Origin of the sequence: Streptomyces sp. AC512_CC834, from assembly GCF_019049325.1 — a bacterium.
Lineage (GTDB): Bacteria > Actinomycetota > Actinomycetes > Streptomycetales > Streptomycetaceae > Streptomyces.
Map to the genome: position 1 here is coordinate 209,257 of NZ_JAGMUO010000014.1, position 16,847 is coordinate 226,103.

General features: G+C 69.0%; 16 protein-coding genes and 1 tRNA gene. 9 read left to right on the plus strand and 8 right to left on the minus strand.

What is annotated here, in order from left to right; translation table 11 throughout:
• Positions 1 to 3: 3 nt before the first annotated feature.
• A complete protein-coding gene (locus tag KUM40_RS04985) occupies positions 4 to 1,572 on the minus strand; it encodes a serine/threonine-protein kinase (RefSeq protein WP_217163241.1) in 1,569 nt (522 codons plus the stop codon).
• An 86-nt stretch (positions 1,573 to 1,658) separates the two neighbouring features.
• Complete coding sequence (locus tag KUM40_RS04990) at positions 1,659 to 2,207, minus strand: DNA-binding protein (protein ID WP_217163242.1); 549 nt, start codon at positions 2,205 to 2,207, stop codon at positions 1,659 to 1,661.
• A gap of 180 nt (positions 2,208 to 2,387) precedes the next feature.
• Here KUM40_RS04990 and KUM40_RS04995 point away from each other — a divergent pair.
• Positions 2,388 to 2,460, plus strand: a tRNA-Ala gene (locus KUM40_RS04995).
• 399 nt (positions 2,461 to 2,859) lie between these two features.
• Positions 2,860 to 3,636, plus strand: a complete 777-nt coding sequence (locus KUM40_RS05000) for an isoprenyl transferase (RefSeq protein WP_217163243.1) — start codon at positions 2,860 to 2,862, stop codon at positions 3,634 to 3,636.
• 105 nt (positions 3,637 to 3,741) lie between these two features.
• Here the strand turns inward: KUM40_RS05000 and KUM40_RS05005 are convergent, their stop codons facing one another.
• On the minus strand, positions 3,742 to 4,443 hold the full coding sequence (locus KUM40_RS05005) for a DUF5324 family protein (RefSeq protein WP_217163244.1): 702 nt from the start codon (positions 4,441 to 4,443) through the stop codon (positions 3,742 to 3,744).
• A 331-nt stretch (positions 4,444 to 4,774) separates the two neighbouring features.
• Here KUM40_RS05005 and KUM40_RS05010 point away from each other — a divergent pair, with 331 nt between their 5' ends.
• The gene (locus KUM40_RS05010; protein ID WP_217163246.1) at positions 4,775 to 5,308 is read left to right on the plus strand and encodes a peptidylprolyl isomerase; all 534 of its coding nucleotides are present in this window, start codon (positions 4,775 to 4,777) and stop codon (positions 5,306 to 5,308) included.
• 102 nt (positions 5,309 to 5,410) lie between these two features.
• The gene (locus KUM40_RS05015) at positions 5,411 to 6,301 is read left to right on the plus strand and encodes a rhomboid family intramembrane serine protease (RefSeq protein WP_217163249.1); all 891 of its coding nucleotides are present in this window, start codon (positions 5,411 to 5,413) and stop codon (positions 6,299 to 6,301) included.
• A gap of 288 nt (positions 6,302 to 6,589) precedes the next feature.
• On the opposite strand, the gene crgA is transcribed toward KUM40_RS05015, so the two are convergent.
• Positions 6,590 to 6,844, minus strand: a complete 255-nt coding sequence (gene crgA, locus KUM40_RS05020) for a cell division protein CrgA (RefSeq protein ID WP_217163251.1) — start codon at positions 6,842 to 6,844, stop codon at positions 6,590 to 6,592.
• 151 nt (positions 6,845 to 6,995) lie between these two features.
• Here crgA and KUM40_RS05025 point away from each other — a divergent pair, with 151 nt between their 5' ends.
• The 5 genes from KUM40_RS05025 to KUM40_RS05045 all read left to right on the plus strand — a co-directional run bounded on the left by KUM40_RS05025 (position 6,996) and on the right by KUM40_RS05045 (position 10,471).
• A complete protein-coding gene (locus KUM40_RS05025) occupies positions 6,996 to 7,775 on the plus strand; it encodes a DUF881 domain-containing protein (protein ID WP_217163253.1) in 780 nt (259 codons plus the stop codon).
• Between the two features lie 81 nt (positions 7,776 to 7,856).
• A complete protein-coding gene (locus tag KUM40_RS05030; RefSeq protein ID WP_043382636.1) occupies positions 7,857 to 8,018 on the plus strand; it encodes a hypothetical protein in 162 nt (53 codons plus the stop codon).
• Positions 8,015 to 8,653 carry an aminodeoxychorismate/anthranilate synthase component II gene (locus KUM40_RS05035; protein WP_217163255.1) on the plus strand — a complete coding sequence of 213 codons (639 nt, stop codon included), beginning with the start codon at positions 8,015 to 8,017 and terminating at the stop codon, positions 8,651 to 8,653. The genes KUM40_RS05030 and KUM40_RS05035 overlap by 4 nt, the downstream gene beginning before the upstream one ends.
• Complete coding sequence (locus KUM40_RS05040) at positions 8,650 to 9,696, plus strand: class E sortase (RefSeq protein WP_217163257.1); 1,047 nt, start codon at positions 8,650 to 8,652, stop codon at positions 9,694 to 9,696. The genes KUM40_RS05035 and KUM40_RS05040 overlap by 4 nt, the downstream gene beginning before the upstream one ends.
• A gap of 13 nt (positions 9,697 to 9,709) precedes the next feature.
• The gene (locus tag KUM40_RS05045; RefSeq protein WP_217163259.1) at positions 9,710 to 10,471 is read left to right on the plus strand and encodes a class E sortase; all 762 of its coding nucleotides are present in this window, start codon (positions 9,710 to 9,712) and stop codon (positions 10,469 to 10,471) included.
• A 37-nt stretch (positions 10,472 to 10,508) separates the two neighbouring features.
• On the opposite strand, the gene KUM40_RS05050 is transcribed toward KUM40_RS05045, so the two are convergent.
• The 4 genes from KUM40_RS05050 to KUM40_RS05065 form a co-directional block, all read right to left on the minus strand.
• A complete protein-coding gene (locus tag KUM40_RS05050) occupies positions 10,509 to 11,558 on the minus strand; it encodes a restriction endonuclease (RefSeq protein ID WP_217163261.1) in 1,050 nt (349 codons plus the stop codon).
• Between the two features lie 153 nt (positions 11,559 to 11,711).
• On the minus strand, positions 11,712 to 13,724 hold the full coding sequence (pknB, locus tag KUM40_RS05055; RefSeq protein ID WP_217163263.1) for a Stk1 family PASTA domain-containing Ser/Thr kinase: 2,013 nt from the start codon (positions 13,722 to 13,724) through the stop codon (positions 11,712 to 11,714).
• A 190-nt stretch (positions 13,725 to 13,914) separates the two neighbouring features.
• Positions 13,915 to 15,387, minus strand: coding sequence for a penicillin-binding protein 2 (locus KUM40_RS05060; protein WP_217163265.1), 1,473 nt, complete (start codon positions 15,385 to 15,387; stop codon positions 13,915 to 13,917).
• Positions 15,384 to 16,820, minus strand: a complete 1,437-nt coding sequence (locus KUM40_RS05065; RefSeq protein WP_217163267.1) for an FtsW/RodA/SpoVE family cell cycle protein — start codon at positions 16,818 to 16,820, stop codon at positions 15,384 to 15,386. Before KUM40_RS05065 ends, KUM40_RS05060 begins: the two co-directional genes overlap by 4 nt.
• Positions 16,821 to 16,847: the final 27 nt, after the last annotated feature.

A 16,847-nucleotide genomic window follows, 5' to 3' on the forward strand; every position in this document is an offset into this window, starting at 1 on the left:
GACTCAGATACGGGTCAGCGCCCAGAAACCCACCGCATAGCAGGCCAGTGCCAGCAGCAGCAGCGGCAACGCCACCCTCGCCGGAGGACCGGAACGGCGCCGCCGCCGTCCCCCACGGTGCTGCGCGGGAGGGGCGGTCTGCGCGGTCACAGCGGTGTACGCGGCGGTGGGAGCGTCGGCGGGCCGGGGCGGTGACGGCGCCAGAGCCTGGGCGGCGGGAAACGGCGGCACGTGCGGCGGCGGCTGGTACTGAGACCCACCGGGAGACCGGTCCTGAGGCGGGTCCTGAGACCGGTCCTGAGACCCGTACTGCGGGCCGCCCGTGAAGGCCGGGCTCTGCGCGGACGAGCGCGCATCGGCCGCCGGCGCCGAGGTGACGGTCGGCTGCGGAGGCGGCAGATGAAAGCTGCCGGTCTCCGACACGCTGCCGCTGCCGCTGCCGCTGCCACCCGTCCGCCCGGCCCCGGGAGCCGACTCAGACAGCGGGCCAGCCCCGGTCGGCGGTGTGCCACTCGGCAACGGATCGGCAGGTGCCGACGGTGTCCGGTCCGGGGCCGCTGGTGTCCGGTCCTGAGCCCCTGGTGGGCCGGCCGGGGGCGCCGCAGTCCACGGTGGCGCGCCGGCCGGGGCCGCGCCCGGCCCGGCCGGCCGTCGCGGGTCCGTCGGCACGTCGTCCACCCCCGACGCCCGCTTGAGCGGACCGTCGGAGCCGAACCCCGACGGCAGCGGCCCGACCTGATCGAAGATCTCGATCAGCTCGTCGTCGGGGCCGGGCTCCGGCAGCAGCTCCGCCGCCGCGGTCAGCGCCTTGCGCGCCCCCGTCGCGGTACGGAACCTGGCCGGCGGATCCGGCTGCACCAACGTCGCCACCACCTGCCACAGCGGCTCGGGAATCCCCTGCGGCGCGGGCGGCGTGCCGCCCTCGAGGAAATGCTGCACGAGCGCCTTGGCGTCCGGTTTGGCCCCCTCCAGCAGATACAGGGCCACCAGACCCACCGCGAACAGGTCCGCGGGAAAATCCGGTTCCTCGCCCATCAACTGCTCCGGCGCGAGATAACCCGGTGTCCCCACCACGAGGTTGGTCTCCGTCAGCCGCGGCTCACCCAGCCGCATCGCGATGCCGAAGTCGGACAGCCTCAGCCGCGGACGGCCCGTCCCCGTCGCCTCGAGCAGCAGGTTGGCGGGCTTGATGTCACGGTGCACGACACCCTCCCCGTGCACTGCCGCCAGCCCCGCCAGAAGCTGGTCGAGCAACGTGCACACGAAGGCGGGCGGCAGCGGACCGTAGTCCCCCACCAGGTGAACCAGCGAACCACCCGTGACCAGGTCCATGGTGAACAGGACCTGATCGTCGTCGGCCGCCCAGCTCGCCGGCGCCAGCACATGGGGATGATCGATCCGCAGCGCCTGCTCGCGCACGAACCGCAGCAGCGAGTGCGCGTCCCGCTGCTGGAGCACCTTGGCGGCCACATAACGCCGGCGCCGATGGTCCCAGGCACGCCAGACGGCACCGACCCCACCGCGGCCGATCGGGTCGACCAGCTCGTACCGGCCCGCGAAGACCTCACCCATGGCTGTGCGCCGCTCCTCCCCTGGGACCTGTCGCGCCACTCACGGACCCGGCCGCCGACCCCCCCCGCGGCGACCGGACCCCGGGATCAGTTCTGGTGGGACTGGTAGTGCGCGACCGCGTCCGAGGTACGGCCCGCGCCATAGACCCGCAGGAACTCCGCCAGCTCCGGATGCGAGGAGGAAAGGGAGTCCGCCGCGTCGATGATGTCCCCGGCGGCCGCCACCGACCGCAGCAGCGACTGGATCTCACGCACCACCCGCTTGACCGTGGGCGCGCCCGAACTACTCGTCGTCGTCGTGGTGTTGTTGAGCACCGAGCCCCCCTGCGACTTCTTGATCTCATCCATGCGCTCCGTCGCCTCGGCCGCGCTCACACTGCCGTCCGCGACCTGCCCCGCCAGGTCCTGCAGCAACTGCACCCGCTGGACCACCGCGGGATTGCCGATCTTCGCCCGCTGGCCGCTCATCAACTGCGACAGCATCGGCGCGGACAGCCCCAGCACCCCCGCGAGACGAGCCTGGTTGAGACCGAGATCATCGATAAGCCTGCGGAAGAGCGCCCCCAACGGCTCCCCGTACCAGTTCCGCTGCAGTTCCCGCGCTCTTGCGGTGGCTTCCTGCTGTGCGGCGTCCATTGCGTCTCCCCATCGCTTCCCCAAAAACCGCAGTTCGCTCCAGCGAACCACGCCGAGCATCTTACGGAGCGTGGTCGTTTCCCGGGAGCCCCAATCATTTGTGAGATACGGGCGCCGACCCGGTACTCTTGTCTGCGGCGACCGACGGTCCGCGACACCACGACCGACGCCGCCTCCCAAGGGGCCTTAGCTCAGTTGGTAGAGCGCTGTCTTTGCATGGCAGATGTCAGGGGTTCGACTCCCCTAGGCTCCACCGTCAAGAGCGCCTCCGACCTGCGGAAACGTACGTCGGAGGCGCTCTGTGCGTTCCCCGGACGGCGGGCAGCGGCCCGTCCGCCCCGCCCCGGCGGCGCGGAGACCTTCCTCACCGTCCGCGCCCGCGCGGCACCCCCGACCGGGCACGCCCCAACCGAATGATCACCAACGACCGTACAGAAAGGGCCTGTTGACCACGCGGAACAACCCTCCGGTCCACGCGACACAACCGGAACGGACCCACGGACCGACCGAACTCGGCGCCCCGGCGGCGCTGTCTGCTCTTGATATCGTCACCCCACAGGGCACCAGCGCCACACCCCCGCGGCGCGGTGCCACGTGGCTCATCGCCGTCGGGACCGTCCGGTCGCTACCGACGAGGTGGAAGGGGTAGACCATGCGGGCGAAGGTACGGGCCGCTCTCGACGCGCTCTACATGAAGCGGCTGGTCAGGGAGCTGGAAGGACGCCCACGCCCCCAGCACATCGGCATCATGCTCGACGGCAACCGCCGGTGGGCCAAGATGTCCGGCATCGACGACCCCCGCGAGGGCTACCGGGCCGGCGGGGCGAAGGTGCTGGACTTCCTGCGCTGGTGCGACTCCGCACAGATCGAGCACGTCACCCTGTTCATGCTCTCCGACGACAACCTCCACCGGCCCGAGGAGCAACTGGAACCGCTCATCGACATCATCGCCGAGGTCGTCGAGCGACTGGCCGCGCCCGGCAACCCCTGGCGCGTCGAAGCGGTCGGCGCCCTGGACCTGCTGCCCGCCGAGTCCGCGAGCCGCCTCAAGACCGCCACCGCCGCCACCCAGGACCGCAAGGGCGGCACCAAGGTCGACGTCGCCGTGGGCTACGGAGGCAGACGCGAGATCGTCGACGCCGTGCGCTCCGCCCTCACCGAGCACAGCTCCCAGGGCGGCGACATCGACGAGTTCATCGAGACCTTCACCATGGAGCACATCTCCAAGCACCTGTACTCCAAGACACGCTCCGAGTCCGACCTCATCATCCGCACCTCCGGCGAACAGCGCCTCTCCGGATTCCTGCTCTGGCAGTCCGCCTACGCCGAAGTCCACTTCTGCGAGACCTACTGGCCGGACTTCCGCGAGATCGACTTCCTGCGCGCCCTGCGCTCCTACTCCCTGCGGGAACGCCGCTACGGCCGCTGAGCGCCCGTTTCACGTGAAACATCACCGCGGGGCGGGAGACTCGGAGTCTCCCGCCCCGCGGCGGTAGGAAAGCGATCGACGCCGACTGGGCGAGGACGCCGGGGATCAGCGGGGCTCGTCGCCCTCCGCCGCCTCCTCCTGCGCCTGCTTGGCCTGCACCTCGGGATCGAGAACCGCCTCACCGGTGCCGTCCACCGACGTCAGCCGCCCCGACTCGGGAACCTCCGTCGCCTCCGGCGGCTCCACCAGCCAGTCCGGGTTGGCCTGCTTGTCCCACCACTTCCAAGCGGCGAAGGCACCGCCCGCGACGACACCCGCCACCGCCAGAACCCTGGCGACACGACCGGCCCTCGCCCGCCGCCGATGCCTGCGCGTCAGCCTCTGGATCTCCTTCGCCGTCACCTCACCCCGCAGCGCGGCCAGTGCCGCAGCACCCCGCGCCGTGGCCTCGTCCCGCACAGGGCCGGCCGCGGCCACCGCCTGCTCGATCATCGGGCGTGAATAGTCGGCCGCCTGCCGAGCGGCCAGACGCGTACGGACGGCAGCCTCCTGAGCGGCCGCGTCCATCTTCGGCGGCACATGCGTACGGGCCTGCTCCAGCCGCGGCGCGACACGCACGCCGTACTGGAGACGAGCCTGGTCTGCGGCCTGCGACACCTTGGGCGCCAGCCGTCCGCGCGCCTCCTGTGCATAGTGAGCGGCCCTGTCCTTGGCCGTGTCGGCGTAGGGCGCCACCGCTTCCGCGGCGTGCAGCACGCTGTCCTTCGCCGAACCGGTCGCGGCGCGCACGCTGTCGATGCGGGTCACGGGTTCCTCCTCCTCGGTGGCGTACGGTAATTCGACTTTCCACCCTTTTACGGATCATGCCTGTGGACGCACCGCCAGGCATGTGAGGGCAGGCATCCGGGTCACGGACGATGCCGTCGGGCCCTCTGGGACAAGTGGTGATGAAGTTGCGAACAGGAGCTGATCAACGTCAATAACGGATGAATACCGGGCAACACGATCCCGCCCCCGACAATGCCACGGATCGACGCCCCGCGCTCGTGACCCAGCGGGACGAACGCGGGATGAACTACGAACGCACCCCCGACCGTGCGAGGATCGGGGCGCACAACAGGACGACGGAAGGCACCCCGTGGCCGAGCAGCTCTACGCCACCCTGAAGACCAACCAAGGTGACATCGAGGTGCGGCTGCTGCCGAACCACGCACCCAGAACGGTCAAGAACTTCATCGAGCTCGCCCGCGGCGAGCGCGAGTGGACCCACCCCGCCACCGGCGAGAAATCTACGGCCCGGCTCTACGACGGCACCGTCTTCCACCGGGTCCTCAGCGGCTTCATGATCCAGGGCGGCGACCCCCTGGGCAACGGCACCGGCGACCCCGGCTACCAGTTCGCCGACGAGTTCCACCCCGACCTCGCCTTCGACAAGCCCTACCTGCTGGCCATGGCCAACGCCGGCCCCGGCACCAACGGCTCGCAGTTCTTCATCACCGTCTCCCCGACGACCTGGCTGAACCGCAAGCACACGATCTTCGGCGAAGTGACGGACGCGGCCAGCCAGAAAGTCGTCGACACCATCGCCGCCACCCAGACCAACCCCCGCACCGAGCGACCCGTCCACGACATCGTCATCGAGACGGTCGTCGTCGAAACCCGCACCGGCTGACCCCACCCCGCACCGGGCAGGAACCAAACGCCCCGCCCATCCGTAAAGAAGGGCGGGGCGGTGCATCGGCACCCACCGCCTGAGGACGACCGAGGGGAAGCCATGGACCACGCGGCCGCCGGCCCACCGGACGCCCAGCGCCTGCCCGGCTGCTACCGACACCCGGACCGCGAGACCGGCATCCGCTGCACCCGCTGCGAACGCCCCATCTGCCCGGACTGCATGGTCAACGCCTCCGTCGGCTTCCACTGCCCCGACTGCGCCGCCGGCCGCACCGGCGGCAACGGACCCGCCCCCGCCGCCTCCCGACCCCGCACCCTCGCCGGCGGCACGGTCGCCGCCGACCCCCACCTCCTCACCAAGATCCTGATCGGGATCAACGCGGCGGTGTTCATCGCCGTCCAGGCGCTCCCGTCGTCCTTCCTCAGCGACATGGTGCTCATCGGACGCTGGCCCCCCGCCCCCTTCGTCCCGACCGAGGGCGTCGCCGAGGGCGAGTGGTACCGCCTGGTGACCACGATGTTCACCCACGAGGAAATCTGGCACATCGGCTTCAACATGATCAGCCTCTGGTTCCTCGGCGGCCCCCTGGAAGCAGCCCTCGGCAGAGCCCGCTACCTCGCGCTCTACCTCGTCTCCGGCCTCGCCGGCAGCGCCCTCACCTATCTGCTGGCCTCACCCACCACGGCCACCCTCGGCGCGTCCGGCGCCGTCTTCGGCCTCTTCGGCGCCACCGCCGCCCTCGTGCGCCGGCTCAACGCCGACATGCGGCCGGTCGTCATCCTGCTGGTGATCAACCTGGTCTTCACGTTCACGTGGGCCAACATCGCCTGGCAGGCCCACATCGGCGGTCTCGTCGCCGGCGGAGTCATCGGCTACGCCATGCTCCACGCCCCGCGCGAGCGGCGGACGCTCGTGCAGTACGGCTCCTGTGCGGTGGTCCTCGTGGCCGTCGTCGGCCTGACGCTGCTGAGAACGGCCCAGCTCACCTGAGCGTGCCCCGCTATCCTGTTGTCCACAGCGGGTGTCGGATCTTGTGCACAGCGTGCGGGAACACGTGTGCCCCCTGTCGCTGACTTGTGTTTCCGCAGGTCGGACAGGGGGCGAACATGCTTTCGGAACTCGGGCTCAGCCGGTACTTCCGTCACACCGGCGTCAATGCCCGGTGGGTTATCCACAGATCGTCTTTCTTTTCCCCACCATGTGGACAGTGCCTGTGGATAACTCCGTGGACAGCCCTGGCCAGAGCTACTGAGGAGCTGCCGCGGGGCTACCGCCGGGCTACTTCCACTGCGTCGAGACACCGAATCCGGCAGCGATGAAGCCGAAGCCCACCACGATGTTCCAGTTGCCCAGAGAGTCGATGGGCAGTGAGCCGTCGGTGACATAGAAGACGACGATCCAGGCGAGGCCGAGGACGAACATGGCCAGCATGACCGGCGCGACCCAGCCGCGGCTGGTCAGCTTGATGCTGGTCGTCTGCTTCGAGGGCGGCGGCGTGTAATCGGCCTTCTTGCGGATACGTGACTTCGGCACGAGGGTCTCTCCTGTCGATGCGCTGCGTGGCCGCGCAGGGAACGGGGGGTCGGTCTCGGGGGCGGCGTACATGGGACGAGGGGACTCTGAGCGCTCCCCCGGGCGTCCGTTAGCGTAGTCCTTCCGTGGCGCCGAAGGAGATAAGGGTACGTTGAGCAATTCCGCCGACTCCCCCGGGACGGGATCCAGCCCTGCCCGCAGGCGCCGATTCCGGCCCGTGCGCGTGCTCACGGCAGCCGTCTTCGCTCTCGCGGGCCTCATTTTCTTCACCAGCTTCAACACCGCGAAGGGCACCAATATCCGTACGGACGCCTCTTTGCTCAAGTTGTCCGATCTCATCCATGAGCGCAGCAGGGAGAACGGCGGGCTGGAGGAGTCGAACGCGGACCTGCGGGAGGACGTCGAGTCGCTCGCCGAGCGCGACGACGGACGGACGCAGTCGCAGGACGACGAGCTGGCGGCGCTGGAGAAGAAGGCGGGTACGCAGAAGCTGAAGGGCGAGGCGATTTCCGTCACGCTCGACGACGCCCCGCCGGACGCCACGGCCAAGCTCCCCGGTTATCCGGAGCCGCAGCCCGACTACCTGGTGATCCACCAGCAGGACCTCCAGGCCGTGGTGAACGCGCTGTGGCAGGGCGGCGCCGAAGGCATCAAGGTCATGGACCAGCGGTTGATCTCCACCAGCGCGGTGCGCTGCGTCGGCAACACCCTCATCCTCCAGGGCCGCGTCTACTCACCGCCGTACAAGATCCAGGCGGTCGGTGACCCGGAGCGGCTGAAGGACGCGCTGGCGGCGTCGCCTGCGATCCAGAACTACATGGTGTACGTCAACGTGTACGGGCTCGGCTGGAAGGTCGAGGACGACGGGAAGATCACGCTGCCCGGCTACTCGGGCACGGCGGACCTGCACTATGCCCAGCCTGTGGATTGAGGCCGTTCCGCGGGGCCCCGCGCCGCTAGTCTGGTGCGGTACGGCGTGATTGCGGCGCCGTGGTGCGACGGAAGGGACGGCATGTACGGCTGGATCTGGCGGCATCTGCCGGGGAACGCGTGGGTGAAGGCGCTGCTCTCGCTCGTGCTGGCGGTGGCCGTGGTCTACGTCCTCTTCCAGTACGTCTTTCCGTGGGCCGAACCGCTGCTTCCCTTCAACGATGTGACGGTGGACAACCAGTGAGCGCGCGCATCCTCGTCGTCGACAACTACGACAGCTTCGTCTTCAACCTGGTCCAGTACCTCTACCAACTGGGCGCCGAGTGCGAGGTGCTGCGCAACGACGAGGTGTCGGCGGCGCACGCCCAGGACGGCTTCGACGGAGTTCTGCTCTCGCCCGGCCCGGGTACGCCGGAGCAGGCGGGCGTGTGCGTCGAGATGGTGCGGCACTGCGCGGCGACGGGTGTGCCGGTCTTCGGGGTGTGCCTGGGCATGCAGTCGATGCAGGTGGCGTACGGCGGTGTGGTGGACCGGGCGCCGGAGTTGCTGCACGGCAAGACCTCGCCGGTCGAGCACACGGGCAAGGGTGTCTTCGCGGGTCTGCCCTCCCCGTTCACGGCGACGCGGTACCACTCGCTGGCGGCGGAGCCGGGCACGGTGCCGGCGGAGCTGGAGGTGACGGCCCGTACGCCCGACGGGATCGTGATGGGGCTGCGCCACCGTGAACTGCTCGTCGAGGGCGTGCAGTTCCATCCGGAGTCGGTGCTGACCGAGCACGGGCACCGGATGCTGGCCAACTGGCTGGTGGAGTGCGGCGACCAGGACGCGGTGGCGAGGTCGGCGGGGCTCGCCCCGGTGGTGGGCAGGGCCACGGCGTGACCGCGCTGCGCCCCGAGCGGGACTCCGGCACGGCCGGTGACCAGGGGGCCTCGTACGGGCAGCCGTACGGGGATTCCGGTGCGCTCGGGGACGGCTGGTACGAGGATTTCGCCCCCGTCGGTCCCGTCGGTCCCATCGGCCCCGTCGACGAGGAGACGGTGGCGCTGCGGATCCCGGAGCCCCCGGAGCCCCCGGCGCGGCGGACGGCGGAGGCTCCGTCCGGCGGCCGTGCGGCGCGCAGGAAGGCCGCGAAACGGCGTCACGGGCGCCGTGGGGCGTCCGGGGGCCACCTGGCGGGGGATGAGGGCACCGAGGCCCCGAAAGCGCCTCTGTCGCGCGTGGAGGCCCGCCGTCAGGCCCGCGCCCGCAAACCGGGCCCTGCGGTGATCGCCAGCCGTGCCATCGGTGAGATCTTCATCACGACCGGTCTGCTGATGCTGCTGTTCGTCACGTACCAGTTGTGGTGGACGAACGTGCGGGCGCACGCGCAGGCGGACAAGGCGGCGAGCAACCTCCAGGACGACTGGGCGAGCGGCAAGCGCAGTCCGGGGTCCTTCGAGCCGGGGCAGGGCTTCGCGCTGCTGCACATTCCCAAGCTGGACGTGGTGGTGCCGATCGCGGAGGGCATCAGCAGCGAGAAGGTGCTGGACCGGGGCATGGTCGGGCATTACGCGGAGGGTGCGCTGAAGACGGCGATGCCGGACGCGAAGTCGGGCAACTTCGGGCTGGCGGGGCATCGCAACACGCACGGCGAGCCGTTCCGGTACATCAACAAGCTGAAGCCGGGCGACCCGATCGTCGTGGAGACGCAGGACAAGTACTTCGTGTACAAGATGGCGTCGATCCTGCCGGCGACGTCGCCGAGCAACGTGAGCGTGCTGGAACCGGTTCCGAAGCAGTCGGGCTTCACGGGGCCGGGTCGCTACATCACCCTGACGACCTGTACTCCGGAGTTCACGAGCAAGTACCGGATGATCGTCTGGGGCAAGATGGTCGAGGAACGGCCGCGCAGCAAGGGCAAGCCGGATGCGCTCGTCAGTTAAGGGCGGATGACCAGTGGCAGCGACCACCGACACGGAGCACCAGGAGCACGCCGAGGCACGCGGTCGCGGGCGGCGTGGTCCCGGGCGGATCGTCGCGCAGGCGGTCAGCGTCCTGGGTGAACTCCTCATCACCGCGGGCCTGGTGCTGGGCCTGTTCGTCGTCTACTCCCTGTGGTGGACGAACGTGGTCGCCGACCGGGCGGCGGACAAGCAGGCCGAGAAGGTCCGTGACAACTGGGCCCAGGACCGGGTGGGCGGGGACGGCCCGGACGGTCCCGGGGCGCTGGACACCAAGGCGGGCATCGGCTTCCTGCACGTCCCGGCGATGGGCGAGGGCGACATCCTGGTGGAGAAGGGCACGTCGATGAAGATCCTCAACGACGGCGTGGCCGGCTACTACACCGACCCGGTCAAGGCGACGCTGCCCGGCTCGGACAAGAAGGGCAACTTCTCGCTCGCCGCCCACCGGGACGGGCACGGGGCGAAGTTCCACAACATCGACAAGATCGAGAAGGGTGACCCGATCGTCTTCGAGACGAAGGACACCTGGTACGTGTACAAGACGTACGCGGTCCTCCCCGAGACCTCGAAGTTCAACGTCAAGGTCATCGAGGCGGTCCCCGGCGAGTCCGGCAAGAAGAAGGCCGGCCACTACATCACCCTGACGACCTGCACCCCGGTGTACACGAGCCGGTACCGGTACGTGGTGTGGGGCGAGCTGGTCCGCACGGAGAAGGTGGACGGGGACCGGACGCCGCCGGCGGAGCTGCGGTGAGGTGACTGGGTTACTCGGAGCAACTCAGTCGTGCACCTCACTGCAAGGCGGTCAGTGGTGCACCGGCGCTCCATTCCTCCAGAAGCCCACGATGTACGGCGGTGATGCCACTCTCCGCGGCGATGTTCTGGGCATCACGTGTGAAGGGGCAGGTCGCCACGAACAGGGCCACGTCGGAGCTGTGCAGGACCTTGGCCGCCCCGATGAACTTCTGGACTTCGGGGCTGGTGATCGTGAGGTGAGGCGCGAACCTCTTGCACTGGACGACGAGTGTTCGCCCGTCGGCGGTGAGCGCGGTGATGTCGATACCCCGGTCCCTGCTGCCACCGCGCACGAGAACGTCGGTACATCCGTCACGGCGCAGTAGCAGGGCCACATGCTCCTCGAACTCGCGGCCGTTCATGGCGTCCATGCAGGCCATGACGCCGGCGAGTGGACGGTCCTCTCGCGGGCCTTCCAGCCGTTGCAGGCGGGCGTGATGCTGCCGGAGCCGCTTCTCGATGCGCTGGACTCCTGTCCGGAGAGTGATGAGCTCTCGTTGGTGATCGCTGGACGTTTCGATCAGGGCGTTGAACATCGGTACGACGGTCCGGCCGAGGATGTGGGTGATGCGCTGGTCGATGCGGGCGTCGAGGGCGGAGGTGTCTGTCGGAGCCGGGTTTTCCACAGGCTGTGTCCGGGCGAGGTACTCCATGTCCAGGAGGTACACCCGCACCTGACGTGCGACTTCGCTGTCCCGGAGGAGCATGGCGACGTTGAGGACGGAACGACGCGAGTAGAGAGTGAGGCTCGACCGGGGCTGTGGATAACCTCGCGGATAGCGTGACAAGACGTCACGCTTAAACTGTGCGAGCGCAGGGCCTTGCAGTGTCAACAGTCCGTTGCTCGACAGTTCCTCACGGTGCCGTGCCTTGAGCTGACGGATGGCCTCAGTGGTGACGCCGAAGTACGTCGCCACCATCGCCGTCGTCACGTGCATGCCGTCCGGCAGCAGGGACAGCGCCTTCACACGGTCGAGTACGTCCGTGCGGTCGAGGACGCTGCTGCGCAGGGTCGGTGATTCGAGCAGGGCCGTCTCGCTGATCATGGTCGTCCCCCCGGGTCGGGTCGTGTGGTCACCCAGGGTTAACGAGTCGTGACATACGAAGACACGATCGACGCATGGTGGTGCGTACGACGACGGAGCCCCGGTCCCTCCACTGAGGGGCCGGGGCTCCGGTCGTTCGGGCAGGCGGGTGGGTCAGTCGCCGCCGGTCAGGCCGGCGATGACGCCGCCGTCGTTTCCGCCGTTGTTGCCGTTGCCGTTGCCGCCCACCGTGGTGAGGGTGATCGGCGTGGCGGCCGGGTCGTCGACCTCGCTGTTGGCCGGTGGGTTCTGTCCTATGACGACGGCGTTGCCGTCGCCCGGACCGGTGACCTGGATGTTGGTGAATCCGGCCTGGTTCAGGGTCTGCTGGGCCTGGGCCAGGGGCGTACCGAGCTTGATCTCGGGCACCTTCGTCTTCTCCGCGACCTTGCCGACGAAGATCGTCACCTTCGAGCCCTTGTCGACCGGCGTGTTCGCCGTGGGCGTCGTGGAGATGACCTTGCCGTTCTGGTTCGGGTCGGTCGTCGGCTGGTCCGTGCAGACGGCAGTGAGGTCGCCGCCGCTCTCCACCTGGGCCTTGGCCTCGTCGCAGGTGCGGCCCACCACGTCCGGCACCGTCGCCTTCTCCTCGGCCTTGGCGACCTCCAGGGTCACCGTGGAGCCCTTCTCCCGCTCCTCGCCCGGTTCGGGGTCCTGGCTGAGGACCGTTCCCTCGTCCTGGGAGGACTCGGTCTGCTTCGTCTCGACCTCGAAGCCCTTGTCCTCGAGCCGTTGCGTGGCCTCGTCGACGTTTTTGTCGATGACGTTCGGGACGGCGACCTTCGGCGCGCCGGTGGAGACCACCAGGTTGACGGTGGACTTCTTCTCGACGTTGGTGCCCTGCTTGGGGTCCTGCGAGCAGATGTTGCCCTTGGGCTGGTCCTCGCACTCCTGCTGCTTGAACGCCAGCACCAGATCGATGTTGGTGGCCTGTTGCTGGGCGTCGCTCTTGCTCAGGCCGATGAAGGCCGGCACGGGGACCTTGTCGTTGCCCGGTCCGCTGTTGCCGGTGAAGGCGTACTTGCCGATCAGGATCGCGCCGACGAGGACGAGGACGCCGGCCAGGACCAGGAAGATCGTGGAGGTGTTCTTCTTGCGGGACTGCTGGCGGCGCCGGTCGGGGCGGTCGTCGTAGCCGTAGCCGCCGTCGTCGGGGTTCATGGGCGGCAGCATGCTCGTGGCGCCGCCGCCGGCGTCCGAGCGCAGGGCGGTGGTCGGCTGGTCGTCGGGGTAGGCGCCGTAGCCGCCCGCGGCCATGGCGCCCAGTGCGGCGGTGGCGGCGACGGGCTGGCCGTCGAGGCAGGCCTCGATGTCGACGCGCATCTCGTCGGCCGACTGGTAGCGGTAGTCGGGGTCCTTGGTCAGGGCCTTCAGCACGATCGCGTCCATCTCGGGCGTGATCTCGGGGTCGAAGACGCTGGGCGCCTGCGGTTCCTCGCGTACGTGCTGGTAGGCGACCGCGACCGGGGAGTCGCCGACGAAGGGCGGGCGCACGGTGAGCAGCTCGTAGAGCAGGCAGCCCGTGGAGTACAGGTCGGAGCGGGCGTCGACCTGCTCGCCCTTGGCCTGCTCCGGGGAGAGGTACTGGGCGGTGCCGATCACGGCTGCGGTCTGGGTCATCGTCATGCCGGAGTCGCCCATGGCGCGGGCGATGCCGAAGTCCATGACCTTGACCTGGCCGTTGCGCGTGAGCATGACGTTGGCCGGCTTGATGTCGCGGTGGACGATGCCGGCCCGGTGCGAGTACTCCAGGGCCTGGAGGATGCCGATGGTCATCTCCAGCGTTCGCTCCGGCAGCAGTTTGCGGCCGGAGTGAAGCAGCTCACGGAGTGTGGAGCCGTCGACGTACTCCATGACGATGTACGGGATGGAGACCCCGTCGATGTAGTCCTCGCCCGTGTCGTAGACCGCCACGATCGCGGGGTGGTTGAGCGAGGCGGCCGACTGGGCCTCCCGGCGGAACCGGGCCTGGAAGGACGGGTCGCGCGCCATGTCCGCGCGGAGCGTCTTCACCGCCACCTGGCGTCCGAGCCGGGTGTCATGCGCGTGGTAAACCTCCGCCATGCCACCACGGCCGAGCACCGGGCCCAGCTCGTACCGGCCGCCGAGGCGACGCGGCTCTTCCATAGCTACCTACCAGCCCTCTCCGTCGGTCCCGACCGGCATGCTTGTACGGTCGGAGGCTGTCGTCCGGCCCACCGTACCCGGCTCGCGTTGGGTGCCTCGGCCAAGCCGGGCAGCCGATACAGGACCGGTATCGCAACGTGCGCCGATGTGAAGGGGGCGTGACCGGAGTCACGTCCCGTTCATGGTGTGGTCACTTCTTGCTGTCGATGACGGCCTCCATGACGTTCTTGGCGATCGGTGCCGCGAGGCCGCCGCCGGAGATGTCGTCGCGGTTGGCGTTCTCGTCCTCGATCACCACGGCCACGGCGACGGGCGAGCTGCCGTCGTCGGTCTTGGCGTACGAGATGAACCAGGCGTAGGGGTTCTCGCTGTTGTCGACACCGTGCTGTGCGGTGCCGGTCTTGCCGCCCACCTTGTAGCCGTCGATCTGGGCGTTGGTTCCCGTGCCCTTCTCGACGACGGTCTCCATCATGGACTGGAGGATCTGGGCGTTGTCCGCGGACAGCGGCTCGCTCTTCTCCTCGGGGTCCGTCTTCTCGATGGTGTCGAGGTTGGGGGCCTGGAGTTCGTCGACCATGTACGGCTTCATCAGGGTGCCGTTGTTGGCGATGGCCGAGGTGACCATGGCCATCTGCAGCGGGGAGGCGGCGGTGTTGAACTGGCCGATGGAGGAGAGCGCGACCTGCGAGTCGTTCATGTCGTCGGAGAAGCGGGAGGCGCTGGAGCGGACCGGGACGAACTGCTCCTCGTTGAAGCCGAACTTCTCGGCCGTCTCCAGCATCTTGTCGTTGCCGAGGTCGTAGCCGACCTTGCCGAAGACGGTGTTGCAGGAGACGCGCAGGGCCTCGCGGAGGGTGGCGTTCTTGCAGGGGAGGTCGCCCTCGTTGGGCAGCTCCTGGGTGGTGCCGGGCATCGTCCAGGGCAGCGGGGAGTCGGTCTTCTCGTCGGCCGAGTCGTACAGGCCGTGCTCCAGGGCGGCCGCCGCGGTGACCACCTTGAACGTGGAGCCGGGCGGGTAGACCTCGCGCAGGGCGCGGTTGAGCATCGGGTCGTCGGGGTTGTTCTTCTTCTGGAGCTTGTTCCAGGCCTCGCCGGTCGCCTCGTTGCTGCCGGCGATGACGGTGGGGTCGTAGGAGGGGTAGGAGGCCATCGAGAGGATCTTGCCGGTGGACGGTTCGATCGCGACGACGGCGCCCTTGGCGCCCTGCTTCTTGAGGCCTTCGTAGGCGGCCTTCTGGGCGGCGCCGTTGAGGGTGGTGACGACGTTTCCGCCCTCGCGCTTCTTGCCCGTGATCATGTCGAGGGTGTTGCGGAAGAAGAGCCGGTCGTCGTTGCCGGTGAGGATGCCGTCGTCGATGGCCTCGATCTGGGTGGCGCCGAAGGCCTGGGAGACGTAGCCGGTGACGGGCGCCCACATGGCGCCGTCCTTGTAGGTGCGCTTGTACTTGAAGTCGCCCTCGGTGGTGGCGTGTCCGGTGATGGCCTTGCCGTCGACGATGATGTCGCCGCGGGGGCTGGCATACCGCTCGATGGCGACGCGGCGGTTGTGCTCGTCGTCCTTGAGCTCGTCGGCCTGGACGTACTGGAGCCAGTTGTCGCGGATGAGCAGGGTGAGGACGAGGAGGCCGCAGAAGAGCGCGATTCGGCGCAGTGGCTTGTTCACGGTCGGACCACCTGGGTCATCTCGGCGTCGGGGTTGGCGGGCGCGGCGGGTGCCGGTCTGCGCGCGGTGTCGCTGATGCGCAGCAGGATGCCGATCAGCGCCCAGTTGGCGATGACGGAGGAGCCTCCGTAGGCCAGGAAGGGCATCGTCATGCCGGTGAGCGGGATGAGGCCCATGACGCCGCCGGCGACGACGAAGACCTGGAGGGCGAAGGCGCCGGACAGGCCGATGGCGAGGAGTTTGCCGAAGGGGTCGCGGGCGGCGAGGGCGGTGCGCACGCCGCGTTCGACGATCAACGCGTAGAGCAGGAGCAGGGCCATGAGGCCGGCGAGGCCGAGTTCCTCGCCGAAGGTGGCGAGGATGAAGTCGGAGTTGGCGGCGAAGCGGATCAGCTCGGAGTGGCCCTGGCCCCAGCCGGTGCCGAGGGTGCCGCCGGAGCCGAAGGCCCACAGGGCCTGCATGGCCTGCTCGGAGTGGCCGGTGACGCCGGCGCGGGAGAGCGTGTACTCCTTCATGGGGTCGAGCCAGGCGTCGACGCGCTGCTGGATGTGGGGTTCGAAGCTGGCGACGCCGACGGCGCCGACTCCGGACATCAGCAGACCGAAGACGATCCAGCTCGTCCGCTCGGTGGCGACGTACAGCATGATCACGAACATGCCGAAGAAGAGCAGCGAGGTGCCGAGGTCGGTCTCGAAGACGAGGATGAGGATCGAGACGATCCAGACGACCAGGATGGGGCCGAGGTCGCGGCCGCGGGGCAGGTAGAGGCCCATGAAGCGGCGGCTGGCGAGGGCGAGGGCGTCGCGTTTCACCATCAGGTAGCCGGCGAAGAAGATCGCGAGGACGATCTTGGCGAACTCGCCGGGCTGGATGGAGAAGGAGCCGACCTGGATCCAGATCCGGGCGCCGAAGACGTTCTTGCCGAGGCCCGGTACGAGCGGGAGCAGCAGCAGGAACAGGGCGGCGACCATGGAGATGTAGGTGTAGCGCTGCAGGGCGCGGTGGTCCTTGAGGAAGATCATCACGGCGACGAACAGGGCGATGCCCATCGCGGTGTACAGCAACTGGCGGGGGGCGGCGTTGCCGGCCTGGTCGATGCTCTGGAGGAGTTCGGACTGGTCGAGGCGCCAGATGGCGACGAGTCCGAGGCCGTTGAGCAGGGTGGCCAGCGGCAGCAGCAGGGGGTCCGCGTACGGCGCGAACTTGCGTACGACGAGGTGGCCGACGCCGGCCAGGAGGCCGAGGCCGAGGCCGTAGCTCAGCAGGCCGGCGGGCACCTCGTCGTTGATGGCCAGGCCCACGTTGGCGTAGGCGAAGACCGGGATGAGGACGGCGAACACGAGCAGAGCCAGCTCGGTGTTGCGCCGGCTCGGGGCGCCGATGGCGCCGATCGTGGACGTGTGGTGCGTCGACGGGTTGGTTGTACTGCTCATCGTGTGACAGGGCCTCTCACGGCTTGC